This window comes from Nonomuraea sp. LPB2021202275-12-8, from assembly GCF_037044575.1.
Taxonomy (GTDB): Bacteria; Actinomycetota; Actinomycetes; order Streptosporangiales; family Streptosporangiaceae; genus Nonomuraea.
Genome location: NZ_JBAHWD010000008.1, coordinates 1 through 21,175, shown reverse-complemented (window position 1 = coordinate 21,175; position 21,175 = coordinate 1). Strand labels below are relative to the sequence as shown.

The following is a 21,175-nucleotide window of genomic DNA, read 5'->3' as shown; positions in this document are numbered from 1 at the left end:
GGCAGCCCGGCCTTCCGGACTCACAGGATCTTCCGCACGGCTTCCACGGTCTCCGCCCAGACCTCGGGGAACTCCTCGTGGGCCCGCTCCGCCGCGCCCCGCTCCAGACCGATGAGCAGCCCGTACGTGAACGTGTCCTCTCCCGCCTCGCGGGCGCTCTGAGCCTCCTCTGCCAGCCTCTCCTGCGCGACCACGCCGTCCACGTGCGCGCCCAGCACCTCCTGTACGGCTTCGGCGTGCTTGGCCAGCTTGGCCATGGGCTTGCCGAGCGTGCCGCGGAGCGCCTCGGCGGTGTAGCGGGCGCGCTTGGCAGCCTTGCGCACGTCGTGCATGGCGATCTCGCGGTGTTCGGGGTCGGTGATGGCCCGGGCCGCGTCGTAGGTCCTGGTCACCCGCTTCCAGGTGGCCTCCGCGATGTCGCCCAGCCGGTCCTCGGCCGGTCCGGCCGCCGCCTTGCCCAGCTTCGGCTCCGCCACCAGCGCGTCGAGGGCGTCGAGCAGGGCGTAGTAGCGGTCGCCGCTCAGCGTCTCCCTGATCCGCCCGTACCCTTCCTGCTCCCTCTTGCCCAGGTCGTCGCAGAGCCTGCGCTGGATGGGACCGACGACGAGCTCGGGGGCCAGGCCTGCCAGCTCCCTGCCGAACCTGGCTCTGATCACCTCCAGATCGCGGACCTCACCCAGGACGCCGCCGAGCCAGCGCAGCTCCTCCTGCAGCTCCGCGGTGTCGCGCACGACGGGTTTGAACGCCTTGAGCGCGCTGCGGAGCCTGCGCGCGGCGACCCGCATCTGGTGCACGGCGTCCTCTTCGGCGCGCCGTACCCGGGGATCCTGGGAGAGCAGAGCGGCCACCTGGGCCGACAGGAAGCCGGCCACGGTGTGACCCGCGGTGCCCGGTTCGAGCGCCGCCCGAGGGACAGCGGGCGGCTCCAGGAGCTTGCCGAGCTTGCTGGTCGCGGCGGACGGCGTCGCGCCCGCCTTCCTGAGCCGCTTGCCGACCTTCGCCAGCTGTTTCAGGTCGCCGTCGAGCAGCTCCGCCTCGACCTCGCGCCACCGCACGACGGTGGGTTCGGCGCCGAAGACCGTGCCTTTCACCCGGTCGTCGGCGATCTCGACGAGCCTGGTCTCACCGTCGCGCAGGACGGTCACGCTCCTGCGCGTGTCGAGCTCGGCGACCACCTGCAGCTCGGCACCGCGCGTGTAGGCGCGGACGAGCTCGGCCAGCTCCGCCGGAACGATCTTGGTGCTGCGGGTGAGGGGATGGGTGATCTCCTGCCGCACCCCCTTGGCCTTGGGCAGCTTCAGGTGCCAGCCGGCATCGGAGCCTCCGCGCCTGCGCCTGAGCGTCACGCCCCTGGACGCCAGCCTCAGATCCGGCGTGTCGTAGTAGAGGGCCACGAGCTGGAACGTCTTCGGGCCGGTCACCTCCGCCAGACCGGTCAGGTCCGGCACCTCGAACTCGGGCGGAACGTCGAACTTGTCCTCGATCTCAATGCCCACGACACCTCGCATGAAGTCCGGTTTCAACCATGATGTCATCCGAAGGTGAACATCACGTGCGCTGCATCAGCTCGATCCTGTTCCCGACCGGATCCGTGACGTAGACGCGGCGGAAGCCGGGGAGCAACTGGTCCGGCACCGCGCCGGGCAACGCGGCGACCAGCGCGTCCAGGTCGTCGACCAGGAACGCCGGATGCGCCTTCGCCGCTGGACGGAAGCCCGCCTCGATGCCGAGATGGATCTCCACCCCCTGGCCACGGAACCAGGCGCCGCCGCGCCTGGCCAGCTCCGGCGGCTTGGCCACCTCCTGGAGGCCGAGCACGCCCGCGTAGAACTCCCTGAGCTCCGGCTCGCTGTTCGCGGGCGCGGCGAGCTGGACGTGGTGCAGTCCGACGATCATTTCCGCGCCACCACGAAGATCCGCCGGAACGGGAAGGGGGTGCCGAATTCGCGCGCCGGGTAGACCTCTTCGAACCGCTCGGCCAGGTCGGCGGCGAACCGCTTGCGCTCCTCCGGCTGCAGGCGGTCGAAGATGGGCCGCAGGGCGGTGCCGGAGACCCAGTTGAGCACCGGGTTCTCGCCCTTGGGTGCGTTGAGCACGTGCGTGTAGGTCGTCTCCCAGGCGTCCACCTGGCAGCCGCAGCCGCTCAGCAGGTCCAGATAGTCGACGGCGGTGCCGACGGGGTCGCCCCTGTCGTAGTCGCCGAGCCTGTCGGCCCAGGCCCGCGACGCGCACAGCTCACGGATGACCACGTGGCTGGGGGCGTCGTAGTTGCCGGGCACCTGGAAGGCCAGCCAGCCCTCCGGCTTCAGGCCCACGATCCAGCGTTCGAGTACGTCACGGTGCTCGGGCACCCACTGCAGGACGGCATTGGAGACGATCACGTCAACCGGCCTGTCAGGATGCCATGTCGTGACGTCGGCGACGGTGAACCGGGGCGTGGCGTCCAGCTCGCGCGCCTTGGCGATCATGGAAGGGGAGGAGTCGAAGCCCTCCACGGCGGCCTGCGGCCAGCGCCTGGCCAGCTCAGCAGTGAGTTCGCCAGTGCCGCAGCCCGCGTCCACGACATAATCGGGAGCGTCCGCCCGCACCCTGGCGAGCAGGTCGAAGAACGGCCGCGACCGCTCGTCGGCGTACCTGCCGTACGTGATGGGGTCCCAGATATCTCTTGACATAAAGATAATTGGTATCGAGATACTTATCTCGATGTCAAGACAGTACACTCGATCGCATGACGGACGATGCGCAGGACGAAGTCGACAGGCTCGTCACGGCGTGGCGAGCAGAGCGTCCCGACCTCGACGTCGAGCCCCTCCAGGTGCTCTCGCGGGTGTCCAGACTGGCCAAACATCTCGACCGGGCCAGGCGCGCCGCCTTCGCCGAGCATGACCTGGAGCCCTGGGAGTTCGACGTGCTGACCGCCCTGCGCCGGGCCGGCAAGCCGTACGAGCTCAGCCCTGGAGCCCTGCTCCGCGCCACCCTCGTCACCTCCGGCACCATGACCAACCGCATCGACCGCCTCGCCCAGGCCGGGCTCGTCCGCCGCCGCCCCGACCCCGAAGACCGGCGCGGCGTGCTCGTCTCGCTGACCGAATCCGGGCTGGCCCGCGTCGACTCCGCCTTCTCCGACCTGCTCCGGCGCGAGCACGAACTGCTGGGCAGCCTGAGCGCCGACGACCAGCATGCCCTGGCCGCCCTGCTGCGAACCCTGCTGGCCCCGTTCGACTCCTGATCAGCGCCGGCCGGCGTCCTGGATCGCGGCCAGGTAGGCGTAGATGGCGTCCCGGTTGCGGGCCAGGCACTCGATGCGCTGCTGGATGCGCTCGGCCTCGCCCCTGAGCAGCGCGTCGACCTCCGGGGTCAGGCACCGGGGATGCATGAGGATGTCGTCAGGCTTGTCCAGGAACGGCATGATCCTGCGGATGATCTCCGTGGTGAGGCCCGAGTCGAGCAGGCCGCGGATCTGCTGGACTTGATAGACCGCCGTGGGACCGTACACGCGGTAGCCGTTGTCGGACCGCTCCGGATGCAGCAGATCCTGCTCCTCGTAGTAGCGCAGCATCCGGGTGGGGACGCCGGTGCGCCGGGACAGTTCGCCGATCTTCATGTCGCACTTGCCTTCACATTGATGTGAACGTCTGACCATGGTCGCATGCTCACTCCCCAGGAACACGTGAAACTGCCATGGGCAGGGCTGCTGGCCCTGTTCGCCGCGGCGTTCACGGCCGTGACGACGGAACTGCTCCCCGCCGGCCTGCTGCCGCAACTGAGCGAGGGCCTGGACGCCTCCGAAGGGCAGATCGGGTTCCTGGTGACCGGTTACGCCGTCATGTCCTTCCTCACCGCGATCCCGGTCACCGCGGTCCTGCGCGGCCTGCCCCGCCGGCCGGTGCTCATCGCGGTGCTCGCCGGCTTCGCGCTCTTCAACGTCGTCACCGCCCTGTCCTCCGCCTACCCGCTGACGTTCGCCGCCCGGCTGCTGGCGGGCGTCATGGGCGGCACGCTCTGGGCGATGCTCGTCGGCTACGCCGCCCGGATGGTCCCGCCGGAACGCCGGGGCCGCGCCATCGCCATCGTCTCGGCCGGCATCACCGTCGCACTCTGCCTGGGCATCCCGGCAGGCACCGCCCTGGCCGCCGCATTCGGCTGGCGCGCCGCCTTCCTCGCCCTCGCCGCCCTGGCCGCGGTCCTCGCCGTCTGGGTGCGATGGAAGGTGCCCGGCTATCCAGGAGAGCCCGCCTCCGTACGGATCCCGCTGCGCCGGGTGGCCACCCTGCCCGGCATCCGCACCGTGCTGACCGTCACCGTGCTCGTGCTGCTGGGCCACCAGGCGGTGTACACCTACGTCGCACCGCTCGCAGAGCTCTCCGGCTCCGGGCAGACCGGCCTCGTCCTGCTCGTCTTCGGCCTGTCCACCGTCGCCGGCATCTGGATCGTCGGCGCAGTCATCGACCGCTGCCCCCGGCCCCTGCTCTTGGCCACCCTGGCCCTGATCGCCCTCGCGATGCTGGTCCTCGGCCTGGCCGGCCAGTCGCGGGCCGTCCTGCTGATCGCGGCCGCCCTCTGGGGAGCCGCCTTCGGCGGGGCGCCCACACTGCTGCAGACCGCCCTGGTCGGCGCCTCCGGTCCCGCCAACGCGGACGTCGCCACCTCCATGCAGACCACCGTCTACAACCTCGGCATCGCCGCGGGGTCGCTGACGGGCGGCCTCGTCCTGGAAACCGCCGGGGCCGGCGCGCTCCCCTGGACCGCCCTGCCCCTCGTCGCCACCGCCCTCATCGTCGTGACAGCCGCCCGCCGTCACGCCTTCCCCGACCGTCCCGCGCCCGCCCGACCGGTCGAGATGGTGTGAAGCGGCAACCGCGCCGTACAGTCAGCCGGACCGAAGCGGGATATGCGCCGCATGAGGCCGCGCGCTCGCGGTCTTCATCGTGCGCCGGAAACGCGGGGCTCCCTGAGGGATGTCCCGCCGATGGGAGCTAGTCGCCGAGGCGGTCGGCGAGCTCCAGCCATTCGCCCTCGACCGTGTCCTTCTGGGCGAGGATGTCGCGTAGCTGGGCGTCCAGGGAGCCCAGCTTGGCGTAGTCGCTCGCCGCTTCGGCCATCGCCGCGTGCAGCTTGGCCTCCTGGGTGCCGAGCTTGTCCAGCTGGCGCTCCAGGCGGTTGAGCTCCTTGCGCAGCTCGCGCTCCTCCTTGGCCGACAGGCCCAGGGCCGGGTCGGGGGACGCCGGAGTGGGCTGGGAGGCGGCGGGGGCGGCGGCGGCCTCGGCGACCCGGGCGGTGAAGGCGGTGCCCGCGGCCCGGCGCTCCAGGTATTCGTCGACCCCGCCCGGCAGGAACGACAGCCTGCCGTCGCCCAGCAGCGCCACGCAACGATCGGTGACGCGCTCCAGGAAGTAGCGGTCGTGGGTGACCAGGATGAGCGTGCCCGGCCAGGCGTCGAGCAGGTCTTCGAGCTCGTTCAGCGTCTCGATGTCGAGGTCGTTGGTGGGCTCGTCCAGCAGCAGCACGTTCGGATCGTCCATGAGCAGCCTGAGCAGCTGCAGCCGCCGCCGCTCGCCACCGGACAGGTCACCGACGACCTTCCACTGCTCCTCGCCCTTGAAGCCGAGCCGTTCGAGGAGCTGGGACGCCGTCCACTCCTTCTTGCCGACCTGGATGTACTTGCGGATCTCCTCGACCGTCTCCAGCACCCTGCGCCCCGGCTCGAGCTCGGTGAGCTCCTGCGACAGGTGCGCGAGGCGCACGGTCTTGCCCCTGACGATCCGCCCGGAGTCCGGCTTGACCGTGTCGGCGAGCAGCCGCAGCACCGACGACTTGCCCGAGCCGTTGACGCCGATCAGCCCGACCCTGTCTCCCGGGCCGAACTGCCACGTGCAGTCGTCGAGCACCAGCGGCCCGCTGTCCGGGCCACCGGCGTGCAGGGTGACGTCTTCGAGGTCGTACACGGTCCTGCCGAGCCGGGCCGCGGCGAACTTCAGCAGCTCGACGCTCTCGCGCGGCGGCGGCTCGTTCGCGATCAGCGCCTGCGCGGCCTCCACCCGGAACTTGGGCTTCGACGTGCGGGCCGGTGGGCCGCGACGCAGCCAGGCGATCTCCTTGCGCATCAGGTTCTGGCGGCGGTCCTCGGCGGCCTGGGCGATGCGCGCCCGCTCGGCCTTGGCGAGCACGTAAGCGGCATATCCCCCCTCATACCGCTCGACCCGTCCATCCACGACCTCCCACGTCCTGGTGGAGACGGCGTCCAGGAACCACCGGTCGTGCGTCACCACCACCAGCGCGCTCCTGCGGCCGGCCAGATGCGCGGCCAGCCAGGCGATGGCCTCGATGTCGAGATGGTTCGTGGGCTCGTCCAGCATGATCAGGTCGTGCTCGGCGATCAGGAGCTGAGCCAGCGCCGTGCGCCTGCGCTCGCCACCGGACAGGTCGCCGGCCTTGGCTTCGAGATCCAGGTCACCGATCAGATTGCCGAGGATCTCCCGGACCCGCTGATCCCCCGCCCACTCGTGCTCGGCGAGCTCTCCCAGGACGAGCTCGCGCACGCTCTGCCCCGGGTCGAGCAGGTCCCGCTGTGCCAGGACGCCCACCCGGAGACCGCGCGTGTGCGTCACCCTGCCGCTGTCGGGGCGCACGTCCGCGGCGATCACGCCCAGCAGCGTGCTCTTGCCGCCGCCGTTGCGCCCCACGACACCGATGCGCTCGCCGGCTTCGACCCCCAGGGAGACATCGTGGAGCAGCGGCTTGGGGCCGTAGGCGTGGGAGACCGACTCGAGATTGACCAGATTCATTGCCTCCAAGGGTATCGGCTCGCGACTAGCGCATCTCCCGCGCGGCTTTCCGTCGAAACGACCTCTCCAGCTCCGGAGAGGCGACCTCCGACTCACAACAGAACCCCGCAGCAACCCCCGTGGGCGCCGAACACCGTAGGGGGTGCCCTTCCGGGACGGATCCGACCGCCGCAACGGCGCATCGCTCCCGGCTGCCCGTACGGACGGACCACCACATCGGGGCCCGGATGAGCTGCAGGAATTCCCAAGGAGGCCCGCCACGGGCGGAAGGCCCCACAGCATGGAGCTCCGCACGCAGAGGACCCCGCACGCAGAGGACCCCGCACGCAGGAGCCCCGATGGGCGGCGATCGGGGGTCAGAGGATGGTGGCGCCGGGGGTGGGGCCGTGGGCCGCTGTCGTGGTGCGGGTGGGGGCCGACTCGGGGATGGCGCGGGCCAGGCGGGTGGCGTGGGCGGCGTCTTCGGCGAGGAAGGCGCAGGTGGGGCCGGAGCCCGAGACGATCGCGCCGAGGGCGCCGAGCCGGCGGCCCGCCTCCAGGGTGGTGGCCAGGGCGGGGCGGAGGGTCAGGGCGGCAGGCTGGAGATCGTTGGACAGGCGGCGGCCCAGGGCGTGCGGGTCACCGGCACGCAGGGCCGCCACGAGGTCGGCGTCGGGCTCGGGCCAGGGGACCTCCGCCATGGCCGCCGCGCGCAGGCGGTCGCACTCGGCGTAGACCCTGGGGGTGGACAGGCCGCCGTGAGCGGTGGCGAAGGTCCAGTGGAAGGTGCCGGCGGTGGGCAGCTCGGTGAGCCGCTCGCCCCGGCCGGTGCCCAGCGCGGTGCCGCCCATGAGGGAGAACGGGACGTCGCTGCCCAGGTCGGCGGCTATCTCCATGAGGTCCTCGACGGGCAGGCCGAGGCCCCAGAGCTCGTTGCAGGCCACCAGGGCGCCGGCGGCGTCGGCGCTGCCGCCTGCCATGCCTCCCGCCACCGGGATCGCCTTGCGGATGACGAGGTCGGCGCCGTAGCCGCGGCCGGCGTGCTTGGCCAGGGCGCGCGCCGCCCGGATCGCCAGGTTCTCGTCGTCCACCGGCACCTGGTCCGCCCAGTCACCCGTCACCGCCACGGTGATGGACTCCGACTCCTTCGCCGCCACCTCGTCGAAGATCGATACGGCGTGGAAGACGTTGACCAGGTCGTGGAAGCCGTCTTCCCTGAGCGGGCCCACGGAAAGCTGCACATTGACCTTCGCGGGCACCCGTACGGTCACCGAACTCATCGATCTGCTGCCACTTTCATCACCGTCGGGGCCTGAGGACACTCGATCGTAGCGGGGCGAGGTGCGAAGACATGCGGTTCGCGCGGACAAGTGTCGAGGCGTGGGATCACCTCGTCTCGGGGAGCGGTCGGCGATCGAAACGCGTGGGCGGTGGACTGGCAGGATGGAGCTCCAGCATGGTGCGAGACGGGAGACTTCGGTGACTGCAGTGACGGTTGTGGAAGTGCCGCAGTGGCGTGGCTCGGGCGCGCCGACCGCCGAGCGGTTGCGGGAGGGCGCGCGGCTGCTGGCCACGATGGTGCCGGCCGACGAGCGGGTGCTCGTGGAGGTCGAGGACGACCTGGTGAGCACCGCTTCGCGGGTGCGGGAGGCCGTCTCCAAGGTGGACGGCGGGCTGCTGGTGGCCGTTGGCGGGGACTGCGGGATCGATCTGGAGCCGGTGGCCGCCGCCCTGCGGCGGTATGGGGATCGGCTGGTGGTGATCTGGTTTGACGCCCACGGGGATCTCAACACCCCTGAGTCCTCTCCTTCGGGGGCCTATCACGGGATGGTGCTGCGGGCGCTGACCGGTGAAGGGCCCGCGGGGCTGGTGGCCGAGCGACCGGTGGATCCCGGGCGGGTGGTGCTCGCCGGGGTCCGGGATCTCGACCCGGCCGAGGCCGCGTTCGTGACGGCCGCCGGGGTACGGCACGTGCGTGCGCCCGATCCGGTGACGCTGACCGACGCGATCGCCGCGGCCGGATCGCCGGGTGACCCGGTCGTCTACGTGCACATCGATCTCGACGTGCTGGACCCGGAGATCTTCGCCTCCGTCGGGTCGCCCGCCGCGGACGGGCTCCGCCCCGACCAGCTCCTCGCCCTGGTCACCACCGTGGCCGAACGCTTCCAGGTGGCCGGGCTGGGGATCACGGAGTATGAGCCGTCCAGGCCGGAGGACCAGGACCTCCTGGCGCCCCTGGTCGAGGCACTGGTCGAGGTCTGCGCCCGGCACGTGGCGAAGTAGGGGCCCGATCACCCTGGACGGACCGCGCCGCGGAAGACGGCGCGGTAGTAGGGGGAGTTGAGGAACTGGGCCGTCCTGACCACGTCGCCGGTCTTGGGGGCATGGACCATCACTCCGCTGTGGAGGTAGAGGCCCACGTGGGTGGGATCGCCGGCGCCGCCGCCGAAGAAGAGCAGGTCTCCCTGCCGCAGGGCGGCCAGGGAGACGCGGCGGCCCTGACGGAACTGGGCGCCGGTGTAGTGGCCGAGGCGGACGCCGGCTCTCGACCAGGCGTACAGGGTCAGGCCGCTGCAGTCGAAGCCGACGGTGACCGCTCCTCTGCCGATGCCTCTGGTGGGTCCTGAAGACGAGCCTCCGCCCCAGGAGAACGGGATGCCCAGCTGGCCGAGGGCGGCGGCGGCCGCGATGGCTCCCCTGGTGCGGCCGTCGCGCCCGACCTTGACGAGCGGCGAGCAGCCCGGTGGCGGCGGCAGGCGCCAGGAGCATGAACTGCCCGGGTCCTCCGCCACCGTGGCGGCGGCCGGGCCGGCGAGGGCGCCGAGGATCGCGGCGAGCCCGCCTCCGAGCGCGAGCCGTCTCAGGCAGATGAGTGCGGTCATGGTCGGCCTCCTGCGTTGTCGGGAGGCCCCAGGATCGTCCGGTCGCTCAAGGCGTTTTCGAGCCGAGCGCGGTTCTGTGGACAACGACCCCGGATCGGGGACCGCTGTGGACGACTACGGCTTCTGCTCGGCGATCCGGGCGAAGGCGTGCACGTCGAGCTGCTCCCCCCGCTCGGACGGGTCCACCCCCGCCGCTCTCAGCGCCGTCTCGGCGAGGGCCGGGCTGCCCGCCCAGCCGGCCAGCGCGGCGCGCAGGGTCTTGCGGCGCTGGGCGAAGGCCGCGTCCACCACCGCGAACACCTCCTCGCGCGTGACCGTGGTCGGCGGGGGCTCGCGGCGGGTGAGGGAGACCAGGCCCGAGTCGACGTTCGGCACCGGCCAGAAGACCGTGCGGCCGACCGGGCCTGCCCGGCGTACGTCGGCGTACCAGGCGGCCTTGACCGACGGCACGCCGTACACCTTGGAGCCGGGTCCGGCGGCGAGCCTCTCGGCGACCTCGGACTGCACCATGACCAGGCCCTTGCGCAGCGAGGGCAGGGCCTGCAACATGTGCAGGACCACGGGCACCGCGACGTTGTAGGGCAGGTTGGCCACCAGGGCGGTGGGCGCGAAGCCCGCCAGGTCTGACGGGGAGATCTTCATGGCGTCGGCGCCCACGACCGTGAGCTTGTCGTCGAGTCCGCGGTCGGCGACGGTCAGCGGGAGCTGGGCGGCGAGCACCGGATCGATCTCGACGGCCACCACATGACGGGCCTCGGCCAGCAGCGCGAGGGTGAGGGAGCCGAGGCCGGGACCCACTTCGATGACCACGTCGTCAGGCTCCACCCCGGCCACGCGGACGATGCGCCGGACGGTTCCCGCGTCGATCACGAAATTCTGGCCTAGCCTTTTCGTAGGGCGCAGATCTAGCTTGTTCGCCAAAATACGTATTTCTGCAGGGCCCAACAGCCTCATCATCCAACCAGTCTCCCGCATCGAATCACCTGCGATGGCGGACGGGGGCGGCTGAGGGGAGGATGGGTGGAACAGGAAGGGACGTCCCTCATGGAGCCAACGGGCGCTGCCCCGCTACGCCCGACGGACCTGCGGGAAATCGGCCCGTACCGGTTACTCGGGCGGCTGGGCGAGGGCGGCATGGGGACCGTGTTTCTCGCCAGGGCGCCGACGGGGCGGTTTGTCGCGGTCAAAGTGGTCAAGGCCGAGTTCGCGAACCAGGAGGGGTTCGCGGTCAGGTTCCACGCCGAGGTGGAGAACGCGCGCCGCGTGGCGTCGTTCTGCACGGCGCAGGTCCTGGACAACGGCAACACCGGTGACGGCAGGCCCTTCATGGTCACCGAGTACATCGCCGGCACACCCCTGTCCGAGCAGATCACCAAGTACGGCGCGCTGGACCCGGGCCCGCTGCACGGCGTCGCGCTGGGCGTGGCGGCGGCGCTGGCCGCGATCCACGTCGCCGAGCTGGTGCACCGGGATCTGAAGCCGGCCAACGTCATCCTGTCGCTGTCGGGACCGCGTGTGATCGACTTCGGCATCGCCAGGGCGCTCGACAGGGAGACCGGGTTCACGCTCTCCGGCGAGCTGCTCGGCAGCCCCGGCTGGTGGGCTCCCGAGCAGGTGCGCGGCCTGACCGTGACCCCGGCGGCCGACGTCTTCGCCTGGGGCTGCCTGATCGCCTACGCGGGCAACGGGCGTCACCCTTTCGGCCGCGGCGACCCCATCACGCTCGCCACCCGGGTGCTCCACACGCAGCCGGACCTCGGCGCGCTCCCCGCGCCGCTCGACGAGCTGGTACGGCGCGCGACGGCGATGGAGCCGGGCGATCGGCCCACGGCCCAGGATCTGCTGCTCGCGCTGGTCGGCGGCAGCGCTCCGGCGCCGGCGACCGTCAACCCGCCGACCCTGGTGGCCAACGAGCTGCTCACCGACTGGGAGCCGCCGGAGAACGTGGTGAACGAGCCCGACATCACGGCCACCTTCGCGACCCCGCCCCCCAGCGACACGACCGCCGTGCGGACGGAGCAGGCGAGCGCCCTGCCGGCCGTCCGGGGCGGGCGCCCTGAGCCGGCGCAGGAGCTGCCCTCCAAGCAGCCTCAGGAGCAGCCTCAGGAGCAGCCTCAGGAGCAGCCTCAGGAGCAGCCTCAGGAGCAGCCTCAGGAGCAGCAGGCGTCGATGACGGAGCTGGCCCGGCGGGAGGAGGCGGCGGCCCGCGAGGAGCTGGCGCGCTGGCGGGCCAGTGTCGCGCCGCCGGAGCAGCAGGCCTCGCAGACGATCCCGCCGCCCGACGCCACCACCGGACCCACCTACCAGCGGCCGCGCAGCACCCGCTGGCTGATCGCGGCGGCGGCGGCCCTGCTGGCCATCGCCGTGACCGGCGCCGTGCTGATCGTCACGTCCAGCCGCAACAACGCGGGGTCCGGCGGCGTCACCGCGACCAGATCCCAGGTCGCGGCCGGCGGGCAGCCGAACGACGTCGGCCGCCGGTTCGCGCTCGGCCAGGCCTTCGACGACCCGATCGTGATCGTGGCGGCCGCGCCCGAGTGCGGGCTCAAGCAGTATCAGGACAAGGTCCAGACCCAGGGGCAGCTCTGCGTGCTCCGCTGGACCATGCTGAACCCCGGGGGCACGTTGCGGGAGATCGGCGATCCGGTCGTCAGCCTGCGTGACGACCAGGGCGGTCGTCACGACCCGCTCGACGGCAAACTACCGATCGCGGCCATCGCGCCGGGCGACCGGATCGACGGGGTCTTCGTGTTCGACCTGCCGCTCTATCGCCGGCCCCTGGAGCTGTCGGCGACCATGCTCAAGGACGGCAAGCAGATCGAGGTCAGGCTCTGATGTTACGTTCGACGCTGACGCTGTTGCTCGCGGCCACCGCCTGGCTCGTCCCACAGGCCGCCGCGTCCGCGGCCTGCGGAGGGGCGAACGACTTCGACGGAGACGGTGTGGACGACGTGGCGGTGGGCGACCCGTTCGCCGACGGCCGGCGGGGTTCCGTGCACGTGCTGTCCGGCGGCAAGGTGGTCCCGGTGGCGGTGCCCGGCCTAGCGGAGGGCGACGCCTTCGGCTGGTCGGTGCGGCTGGCGAAGATCAACGATGATGCCTGCGCAGACCTGGTCGTGGGCGCGCCGTACACGGATGTGGACGGCCGCAAGGACGCCGGGGCGGCGTACGTCGTCTACGGCGGCGGCGCGGCGGGGCCGCAGCGGATCGTCGCGCCCGACGCGCAACGTGGCGCCCGCCTGGGCTGGTCGCTGGCCGCCCGGGGCGACCTGGTGGCGATCGGCGCGCCGTACGAGGACGACGGGCAGGTCGCCGACGCGGGCTCGGTCTATGTCCGCAAGGGCGCCGGTCGGTTGATCCGGATCAGCCAGCAGTCGACGGACGTGCGGGGCAACAGCGAGGTGGGCGACCAGTTCGGCTGGTCGCTGGCCATGGGACCGGGCAACGGCCTGGTCGTCGGCGTGCCGTACGAGAACGACGACGGCGCCGGAGCGCAGGTGGCCGCCGGCAAGGTGGACTCGGGCTCGGTGGTGGTCCTGCAGGACGTGCTGGCGGCCGAGCTGGTGAGCACCAAGCTGGACTCGCCGACGGCGAAGTCCGGCGACAGGTACGGCTACGCGGTGTCCTGGGTGGACGGCGCGGGCCTGGCCGTCGGCGTGCCCGGCCCCGGGTATGTCCAGCTCTACGACCAGAAGCTGGCCGCGGCCACGAAGGTGCAGCAGGCAGGCAAGGAGGCGTTCGGCTTCTCGCTGGCGGCCTCGGCGGACGGCAGGCTGGCCATCGGCGCCCCCTATGGCGGCGCCGTGCGGGTCGTCACGGTCAAGGACGGCAAGGACGACAGGCGGTTCGCGCCCGCCGACGGATTGTTCGGCTACTCGCTGGCCTTCAGCGGCAACAAGCTGTTCGTGGGCCAGCCGGACGGGCTCCCGTACGGCAAGGTGGCCGTCGCGGCGCGCAACTCCGACGGCTTGGAGGCGGTGCAGCCGCCGAAGGGCGCCGACTTCGGCGTGTCACTGGCCGGCTGACGAGCCGAACAGGTACGCGCCGCAGTTCGGCCACTGGCCCTGCCACCTGCCCGAGACCCGCTGGTAGAGGAGCTGCGCCCGGTAGGTCTGCTCCTCGACGGGCCAGGCGTGCGGCATGCCGGTGCCGCCCACGAGCTGCCACATCGCCAGGCTGAACTGGTAGAGCCCGTAGTAGGGGCCGCTCAGGTTGACCGCCCTGGGGTCGCCGTTGGACTCGCACTGGGCCAGCGCCGCCCAGTTCAGCTGCATGACGGCGGGTTCGACCGGCTCGGTGCGCGGCGGGAGGACGGTGATGAGCGTGCCCTCCGCCGGGAAGGTGTGCGGCGCCGGCTGCACCTGATGGCCGGGCTGGAGGGGGATGCCGTTCTCCTTGAGCACCTCGCGCACCGTGCGGGCGGTCGTCCGGGTCTCGCGGCGGGTGCCGTTCGCGAACACGTACACGGTGCGCCTGGTGTAGAGGGTGAGCGACATGCCCGACAGCGGCACGTGCCGGTGCCTCGGCGCGGACAGCTTGCCGCCGGCCTGGGCGACGTTGAGCTCGGCCAGCGCGTCGCGGACGGTGGTGGCCGTGACCAGGCGGTGCGTGGTGCGGCCGTCGACGGTCAGCTTGATCGGGCGGGCGTGGCGCACCACGATGCGGGCGCCGTCGATCACCCTGGCCTGCGTAGCGGGCTGGACGAGATCGCCGGAGCCGACCTGCACCCCCTGGTCGCCGAGCAGTTCGCTGACCGACGCGGCGAAGCTGCGGATCGCCTTGGGCTTGCCGTCGACCACCAGCACCACGTCCTTGGCCAGGTTGCCGACGACCGCGATGGCGGCCACGGACAGCAGGCCGACCAGGCAGATCACCGGCGTCCACGGCGAACGCCAGGGGATCTGGGGACGCGGCGCACGCCTCGTTCCTCGCACTGCGCCCTCCTGGCGACCTCCGGGAATACGTGAGGCGCCCGACGCTAGTGACGGCCGCGGCGTCGCCTCCACCGCTTCACCGAAAGATGGTCACCACTCGCCGAAGACGGTGACTCCGTTGGCGCTGATGGCCTCGCACAGCTCATTCGGATGGACGCCTTTGACCTCGGCCAGGCAGCGCAGGGTGAGCGGGATGAGGTAGGGGGCGTTCGGCTTGCCCCGGTGCGGCACCGGCGGCAGGTAGGGGGCATCGGTCTCCACGAGCATCAGCTCCACGGGCGCGACCTGGGCCGCCTCCCGCAGGTAGCCGGCGTTCTTGTACGTGACCGGCCCAGAAAATGACATGAAATATCCGGCTTCGACACACTTTTTAGCCATTTCGGCGTCGCCGGAGAAGCTGTGGAACACCACCGCCGGCGGCGCGCCCTGCGCCGCGAGCACCCTGAGCACGTCGTCATGCGCGTCGCGGTCGTGGATGACCAGCGCCCTGCCGGTGCGCTTGGCGATCTCGATGTGCGCGCGGAAGCTCGCGTGCTGCTCGTCCCTGGTCGCCCAGTCGCGGAAGTAGTCCAGCCCCGTCTCCCCCACCGCCCGCACCTCGGGCCGCCCGGCCAGCGCCTCGATCTCGGCCAGCACCTCGGGCGTGGCGGCGTGCGACTCGTTCGGATGCACGGCCACGCCGGCGTGGACGTCCGGGTGCCCGGCCGCCACCTCGGCGTTCCACCGCGAGGACGGCAGGTCGTAGCCGATCGTCACGAGCCCGGTCACCCCCACGGCTCGGGCGTCCTCCAGGATGCTCCGCACGCTGGCCGAGGCCGCCTGCGCGGCCTGCGCCACCGGATCGCCGGAGGACGCCTGCCGGTCGCCCACCATGATGTCGAGGTGGCAGTGGCTGTCGAACACCTGCGCGGAGAGCGGCTCGGGTGCGGCGGGAATCTTGCTCACGCGATCCAAAGTACCCCTCCGCGCTCCGGCATCCTCGCCGGCACCCGGGCTCGTGCGGGAGACGGCCCGGGCCGTCTCCCGCACCGGCTACGGCTTCACTCCCCCAGGCGGGACAGCTCCTCGTCCACGACCTTCGGGTCCAGCTTCTTGAACAGCGGCACGGGCGGCGCGAGCGGGGTGCCGGGCTTGATCGGGCGGTGCTCCCAGCGGGCCGCCCCGTCGTACTCGCCGGTGATCACCGGGTAGGGCTTGCCGCCGTCCTCGTCCACCTCGTGGATCTCCGGCATGCCGGACCACACGTCCTGGCCGCCGAGCATGGCGTGCACCTTGTTGGAGGAGCCCGGCAGGAACGGGGTCAGCATGGTCTTGGCGTCGTCGACCACCTGGAGGGCGACGTGCAGGATGGACTTCTGCCTGGCCGTGTCGTCCTTGAGCTTCCACGGCTCCTGCTCGGCCAGATATTTGTTGGCCTCGCGGACCACGTCGAACGCCTCGGTGATGGCGTTCTTGAACCGGGAACGGTCGAGCTCGGCGCCGACGGGGCCGAAGGCGTTGCGCGAGCGCTCCAGCAGGGCCCGGTCGGCGTCCGTCAGGTCGCCTGCCTCGGGCACCGAGCCGAAGTTCTTGGCCGCCATGGAGACCGACCGGTTGACCAGGTTGCCCCAGGCGGCGACGAGCTCGCCGTTGTTGCGGTTGACGAACTCCTGCCAGGTGAAGTCGGTGTCCTGGTTTTCGGGACCGGCCACGGCGATGTAGTAGCGCAGCGCGTCGGCGTCGTAGCGGGCGAGGAAGTCGCGCACGTAGATGACGACCTGGCGGGAGGAGGAGAACTTCTTGCCCTCCATCGTCAGGAACTCGCTGGAGACCACCTCGGAGGGCAGGTTGAGCGCCCCCAGGGAGCCGGGCGAGCCGTCCCTGGCGCCCACGCCGTTGTAGCCGAACAGCATCGCCGGCCAGATCTCGGCGTGGAAGACGATGTTGTCCTTGCCCATGAAGTAGTAGCTGCGGGCGTCGGGGTTCTGCCACCACTGGCGCCAGGCGTCGGGGTCGCCGGAGCGCCTGGCCCACTCGATGGACGCCGACAGGTAGCCCACCACGGCGTCGAACCACACGTACAGCCGCTTGTTGGGCTGGTCGCGCCAGCCGTCGAGCGGGATCGGCACACCCCAGTCGAGGTCGCGGCTGATCGCCCGCGGCTGCAGGTCGCCCAGCAGGTTGAGGGCGAACTTGAGCACGTTGGGCCGCCACTCGCCCTGCTTGGACTGCAGGTAGGAGCCCAGCACCTCGGCGAAGGCGGGCAGGTCGAGCATGAAGTGCTCGGTCTCGACGAAGATCGGCGTCTCGCCGTTGACGCGGCTGACCGGATTGATCAGCTGGATGGGGTCGAGCTGGTTGCCGCAGTTGTCGCACTGGTCGCCGCGCGCGCCGTCGTAGCCGCAGATGGGACAGGTGCCCTCGATGTAGCGGTCGGGCAGGGTCCGCCCGTTCGACGGGGAGATGGCGCCCATCGTGGTCTTGGGGAAGATGTAGCCGTTGTCGTAGAGACCCTTGAAGATCTCCTGCGCGACGGCGTAATGGTTCTTCGTGGTGGTGCGGGTGAAGAGGTCGTAGGACAGCCCCAGCCCGGTGAGGTCCTCGGCGATCACGCGGTTGTAGCGGTCGGCCAGCTCCTTGGCCGTGACGCCTTCCTTGTCGGCCTGCACCTGGATGGGCGTGCCGTGCTCGTCGGTGCCCGAGACCATCAGCACCTTGTTGCCCGCCATCCGCTGGTAGCGGCTGAAGATGTCGGACGGCACGCCGAACCCTGAGACGTGCCCGATGTGACGGGGGCCGTTGGCGTAAGGCCACGCGACGGCGGTCAGAATGTGCTGGGACATGAGTCCAAGCCTACGGGCCGCCGCCGCGCGTCTCGAACGGAATCGCTAGCGGGTGCCCGCTGAAGTTTCCTCGCGGGAGAGCGCCTCCGCCGCCTCTTCAGCCGCCTTCGCCGCCACGTCGATGGAGGACTCACGGGTGCGACGGATGCCGAGGATGCTGATGAACAGCGAGGCGAAGATGGTCTGGAAGCTCATGACGAGCGCCGTGGCCGACGGCACGACCAGGCGCAGCGACTCGCGCGGGTCCAGCTCGCCGAAGCTGCGGACCTGCCAGTGAACCAGCGACAGCACCAGGCCGATCAGTCCGGCCACCGCCAGCAGGCCGCCCACCACCAGGCCCTTCTCCAGGCTGACGATGTCGATGATCCTGCGCACGCGTGGAGACTCGGGCAGGAAGCCCTCCTCTGCCGCGTAGACCTTGGTGAACAGCGCGAACAGAGCCGCCTGGAAGCCGATCACCACCGCGGCGGACGCGCCGACCAGGGTGTCGACGTCGAAGGCGAGCTCGCCGATCTCCACCGGGCCGAACGTCAGCGCGGTGCCCGCCACCAGGCCCACCACCATCAGCAGGATGCCGGGGTAGAAGAACAGCCACTTGGGGCTGTAGAGCAGCAGGAAACGCAGGTGACGCCAGCCGTCACGCCAGGAGCGCAGGTGCGGCGGGCGGGAGCGGCCGTCGGGCGACAGCGTGGTGGCCACCTCGCGCACGTCGAGGCCGGACAGGGTGGAGCGGACCACCATCTCGCTGGCGAACTCCATGCCGCCCGTCTGCAGCCCCAGCTTGAGGATGGAGTCGCGGCGGAATCCGCGCAGCCCGCAGTGGAAGTCGCCGATGGCCGACGGGAAGAACAGCCGGCCGACGAACGACAGCACGGGGTTTCCGAGATAACGATGCAGCGGGGGCATGGCGCCGGGAGCGATGCCGCCCTTGAACCGGTTGCCCATCACCAGGTCGGCGCCGTCCCGCAGCTGCTCGACGAATGGCATCAGCGAGGTGAAATCGTAGGAGTCGTCGGCGTCGCCCATGATGACGTAGGTGCCGCGAGCGGCCCGGATGCCACCGATCAGGGCGTTGCCGTAGCCCTTCTCGTCAATGTGGACCACGCGGGCCCCGGCGTCGCGGGCGAGCTGCTGTGAGCCGTCCGTGCTGCCGTTGTCGGCGATCAGGACCTCGCCCTCGATGCCGTGCTCCTCCATGCACGCCAGCGCCTTGCGCACACAGACTTCCACGGTCTCCGCCTCGTTGAGGCAGGGCATGACCACCGTCAGTTCCACGTCTCAACCCTTCAGTTAAGGCTCTTCCAGCACACCATCATGCCCTGTGCCCGGGAATGGTCGGGGCAAGACCAGGAAACGGCTGGCATTCTTTACAGCATGGTGAGCGTCGCGGAGATTACCCCTGTGGACCACTCCGCCCCTGGCCGGACAGCGCGCGTGCGATCGTTTCTGCGCCGTCATCGGGTGTTCGCCGCAGCCTTCGCCGTGGGCGGATTGCTGCGGCTCATCACCATGCTCGGCTACGGCCCGGCGATGTGGTTCAACGACTCCTACGAGTACGTCTCGGTGGCGTTGCATCCCAGGCCGCACCCGATCAGGCCGGACGGTTACGGGTTCTGGCTGCTGCTGCTCAAGCCGTTCCACAGCTTCACCCTGGTCACGCTGACGCAGCACCTGATGGGGCTGGCCACGGCGGCGCTGATCTACGCGTTGCTGCGCCGCAAGTTCGCGCTGCCCAAGTGGGGCGCCACGCTGGCCGCCGCGCCGGTGCTGTTCGACGCCTACCAGATCCAGCTCGAGCAGTTGATCATGTCCGACGCCATGTTCACGCTGCTGGTGGTCGGCGTGATCACACTGGTGCTGTGGCACCGGCGGATGTCGTGGCGAGTCGGCGCGGTCGTCGGGCTGCTGCTGGCGCTCACCTGGCTCACCCGCTCGATCGGCCTGCCGATCCTCGCGCTCGTGGTGGTCTACCTGCTCATCAAGCGGACCGGGTGGAAACCGGTGGTGGCCGTGGTGACGGCGTGCGCCGTCCCGGTGGTGGCGTACATGAGCTGGTTCGCGGCGAGCTCCGGCAAGTTCGCGATGACCAACAGCGACGGGCTCATCCTCTACATGCGCACCGCGATCTTCGCCGACTGCGACAAGATGAACATCGACAAGTACAAAGAGGTCGAGCTCGTCCTGCTGTGCATCAACGACCCGGTGCACCAGCGCAAGGACTACGCGCAGTGGTATCTGTGGGGCCAGGGCAGCGGCGACGGCCAGGGCACGGGCGAGGTGCTGCACCGGTGGGGCACCGGCAAGAAGTTCACCGACATCACCAACGAGGCGGCCAGCGCGTTCGCCACGCGGGCGATCCTGTCGCAGCCGGGCGACTATCTGGGCGTGGTGGCCCGCGACTTCCTGCGCGCCTTCCACTGGGGGCGGCCGCGCTTCCCCGACGCCGCGACGTACAACATGTACGAGTTCAAGCCCTACTACGAGCTCGACAGCACCGGCAATCCGGCACGGCTGCCCAACTGGCCCTCCTACCAGGGCCGGACCGACACCGACGCGTTCGCCTACGAGCAGGGCCCGCCCGAGACCCGGATCGTCTCGCCGTGGGCCGACATCATGAGCGGCTACCAGAAGGTGTTCTACCTGCGCGGCATCATGCTGGGCGGCATCATGCTGATCGGCCTGTACGGGATCGTGGTGCGCTGGCGGTCACTCGGCGGCGCGGTGCTGCTGCCGTGGCTGGGCGCGTTCGGGCTGCTGCTCGCGCCGGCGGCGACTGCGGAGTTCGACTACCGCTATGTGCTGCCCGCCGTGCCGCTGGCCTGCATCGCGGCCGCGATCACGCTGCGCCGGGGCATCACTTCGGGGCGGCCGTCACCCAGGAACCCATCAGCATCCGAGCCCACCACTGTGCCTGGGTGAGCGTCTCGGCCGACAGCACCGGATAGAGCCACCAGAAGTTGATCAGCACGATCAGCGCGAACGCCCCCACGGCGGCCGCCCCGGCCGCCCGCCTACCCGGCGCGGCGTCGGCTTTGCCCAGTGCCAGCCCCGCGACCAGGGTGAGCGCCAGCACCATGAACGGCACCACGGGGATCATGTAGAACAGGTACATCGTCCGGTTCTGCGTGAGGGCGTAGTAGAACCAGGGCAGCCACCCCGCGGCGTAGGCGAGCAGCACCGCCCCCGCCCGCCAGTCACGCGTGGCCGCATACCAGGCGATGAGGCCGAGCAGGGCCGCCGCCGCGCCGTACCACAGGGCGGGCGTGCCGACCCCGAGCACGGCCTGCGAGCACGCGTCGGAGCCGCACGCGGACGGCGGGAGGTCGGGCGGGTAGTGGAACGACACCGGCCTGAAGAGCGCCGGCCACGTCCACGGCTCGGACATGTACTGGTGGTAGTCGCTCAGCCCGCTGTGATAGCCCAGCACCTGGAGGTGGTACTTCAGCCACGACCGCACCGAGTCGAGCACGAAGAAGACCGGCCCCGACGAGGTGGCCTGCTCCCAGTTGCGTCCCCACCCGTTGGCGGTGGCGAACCAGCCGGTCCACGACAGCACGTAGGCGGTGGCGGGCACGGCCGCGAGCGCGGCCAGCCACGACGGCGCGTCAAGCGCGAAGGTCCCCCTGTAGGGGGCGCGCAGGCCGATGACGCGCCTGGCGCCGGTGTCCCACATCAGGCTCATGACCGCGAAGGCGAGCAGGAAGAAGATCCCTGACCACTTCACCGCGCACGCCGCGCCGAGGCAGAGGCCGGCGGCGATCCGCCAGGGCCGC

Annotated in this window: 18 protein-coding genes and 1 pseudogene; 6 read left to right on the top strand and 13 right to left on the bottom strand. The window is 70.9% G+C overall.

What is annotated here, in order from left to right; all coding sequences use genetic code 11:
• Window positions 1–20: 20 nt before the first annotated feature.
• The 3 genes from V5E28_RS17265 to V5E28_RS17255 are packed head-to-tail and all read right to left on the bottom strand — an operon-like array spanning window position 21 to window position 2,672.
• Window positions 21–1,496 (bottom strand): CYTH and CHAD domain-containing protein, encoded by a 1,476-nt coding sequence (locus V5E28_RS17265; RefSeq protein WP_336207940.1) that lies wholly within the window; start codon window positions 1,494–1,496, stop codon window positions 21–23.
• A 52-nt stretch (window positions 1,497–1,548) separates the two neighbouring features.
• Entirely contained in the window at window positions 1,549–1,896 is a 348-nt protein-coding gene (locus V5E28_RS17260; RefSeq protein WP_336207939.1) for a VOC family protein, read from the bottom strand.
• Window positions 1,893–2,672, bottom strand: coding sequence for a trans-aconitate 2-methyltransferase (locus tag V5E28_RS17255; RefSeq protein ID WP_336207938.1), 780 nt, complete (start codon window positions 2,670–2,672; stop codon window positions 1,893–1,895). The genes V5E28_RS17260 and V5E28_RS17255 overlap by 4 nt, the downstream gene beginning before the upstream one ends.
• Window positions 2,673–2,728: 56 nt before the next feature.
• Here V5E28_RS17255 and V5E28_RS17250 point away from each other — a divergent pair, with 56 nt between their 5' ends.
• Window positions 2,729–3,229, top strand: coding sequence for a MarR family winged helix-turn-helix transcriptional regulator (locus tag V5E28_RS17250; protein ID WP_336207937.1), 501 nt, complete (start codon window positions 2,729–2,731; stop codon window positions 3,227–3,229).
• On the opposite strand, the gene V5E28_RS17245 is transcribed toward V5E28_RS17250, so the two are convergent.
• Window positions 3,230–3,604 (bottom strand): MerR family transcriptional regulator, encoded by a 375-nt coding sequence (locus tag V5E28_RS17245; protein ID WP_336207936.1) that lies wholly within the window; start codon window positions 3,602–3,604, stop codon window positions 3,230–3,232.
• 45 nt (window positions 3,605–3,649) lie between these two features.
• On the opposite strand from V5E28_RS17245, the gene V5E28_RS17240 reads away from it, so the two are divergent.
• Window positions 3,650–4,849: an MFS transporter gene (locus V5E28_RS17240; RefSeq protein ID WP_336207935.1), complete on the top strand. Its 1,200-nt coding sequence runs from the start codon at window positions 3,650–3,652 to the stop codon at window positions 4,847–4,849.
• Between the two features lie 127 nt (window positions 4,850–4,976).
• Here V5E28_RS17240 and V5E28_RS17235 read toward each other — a convergent pair whose 3' ends face one another.
• Window positions 4,977–6,785 (bottom strand): ABC-F family ATP-binding cassette domain-containing protein, encoded by a 1,809-nt coding sequence (locus V5E28_RS17235; RefSeq protein WP_336207934.1) that lies wholly within the window; start codon window positions 6,783–6,785, stop codon window positions 4,977–4,979.
• A 356-nt stretch (window positions 6,786–7,141) separates the two neighbouring features.
• Complete coding sequence (locus tag V5E28_RS17230) at window positions 7,142–8,044, bottom strand: 4-(cytidine 5'-diphospho)-2-C-methyl-D-erythritol kinase (protein WP_336207933.1); 903 nt, start codon at window positions 8,042–8,044, stop codon at window positions 7,142–7,144.
• A gap of 208 nt (window positions 8,045–8,252) precedes the next feature.
• Here V5E28_RS17230 and V5E28_RS17225 point away from each other — a divergent pair, with 208 nt between their 5' ends.
• Entirely contained in the window at window positions 8,253–9,047 is a 795-nt protein-coding gene (locus V5E28_RS17225; protein WP_336207932.1) for an arginase family protein, read from the top strand.
• 8 nt (window positions 9,048–9,055) lie between these two features.
• On the opposite strand, the gene V5E28_RS17220 is transcribed toward V5E28_RS17225, so the two are convergent.
• Window positions 9,056–9,646: a C40 family peptidase gene (locus V5E28_RS17220; RefSeq protein ID WP_336207931.1), complete on the bottom strand. Its 591-nt coding sequence runs from the start codon at window positions 9,644–9,646 to the stop codon at window positions 9,056–9,058.
• A gap of 114 nt (window positions 9,647–9,760) precedes the next feature.
• Complete coding sequence (gene rsmA / locus V5E28_RS17215) at window positions 9,761–10,621, bottom strand: 16S rRNA (adenine(1518)-N(6)/adenine(1519)-N(6))-dimethyltransferase RsmA (RefSeq protein WP_336207930.1); 861 nt, start codon at window positions 10,619–10,621, stop codon at window positions 9,761–9,763.
• 69 nt (window positions 10,622–10,690) lie between these two features.
• On the opposite strand from rsmA, the gene V5E28_RS17210 reads away from it, so the two are divergent.
• Entirely contained in the window at window positions 10,691–12,481 is a 1,791-nt protein-coding gene (locus V5E28_RS17210; RefSeq protein WP_336207929.1) for a serine/threonine-protein kinase, read from the top strand.
• On the top strand, window positions 12,481–13,671 hold the full coding sequence (locus V5E28_RS17205) for an FG-GAP repeat protein (protein ID WP_336207928.1): 1,191 nt from the start codon (window positions 12,481–12,483) through the stop codon (window positions 13,669–13,671). The genes V5E28_RS17210 and V5E28_RS17205 overlap by 1 nt, the downstream gene beginning before the upstream one ends.
• On the opposite strand, the gene V5E28_RS17200 is transcribed toward V5E28_RS17205, so the two are convergent.
• From V5E28_RS17200 to V5E28_RS17185, 4 genes are all read right to left on the bottom strand, one after another.
• Window positions 13,657–14,580, bottom strand: coding sequence for a resuscitation-promoting factor (locus V5E28_RS17200; RefSeq protein WP_336207927.1), 924 nt, complete (start codon window positions 14,578–14,580; stop codon window positions 13,657–13,659). The two genes, V5E28_RS17205 and V5E28_RS17200, sit on opposite strands and share 15 nt — an antisense overlap.
• 90 nt (window positions 14,581–14,670) lie before the next feature.
• Window positions 14,671–15,525: a TatD family hydrolase gene (locus V5E28_RS17195; RefSeq protein ID WP_336207926.1), complete on the bottom strand. Its 855-nt coding sequence runs from the start codon at window positions 15,523–15,525 to the stop codon at window positions 14,671–14,673.
• A 95-nt stretch (window positions 15,526–15,620) separates the two neighbouring features.
• Entirely contained in the window at window positions 15,621–17,402 is a 1,782-nt protein-coding gene (metG, locus tag V5E28_RS17190) for a methionine--tRNA ligase (protein ID WP_336207925.1), read from the bottom strand.
• Window positions 17,403–17,447: 45 nt separating this feature from the next.
• Window positions 17,448–18,677 carry a glycosyltransferase family 2 protein gene (locus V5E28_RS17185; RefSeq protein WP_336207924.1) on the bottom strand — a complete coding sequence of 410 codons (1,230 nt, stop codon included), beginning with the start codon at window positions 18,675–18,677 and terminating at the stop codon, window positions 17,448–17,450.
• Window positions 18,678–18,863: 186 nt separating this feature from the next.
• Here V5E28_RS17185 and V5E28_RS17180 point away from each other — a divergent pair, with 186 nt between their 5' ends.
• A complete protein-coding gene (locus tag V5E28_RS17180) occupies window positions 18,864–20,321 on the top strand; it encodes a hypothetical protein (RefSeq protein WP_336207923.1) in 1,458 nt (485 codons plus the stop codon).
• Here V5E28_RS17180 and V5E28_RS17175 read toward each other — a convergent pair.
• Window positions 20,257–21,175 (bottom strand): annotated as a pseudogene (locus V5E28_RS17175) (phospholipid carrier-dependent glycosyltransferase); the annotation flags it as partial. The gene V5E28_RS17180 and the pseudogene V5E28_RS17175 overlap by 65 nt on opposite strands.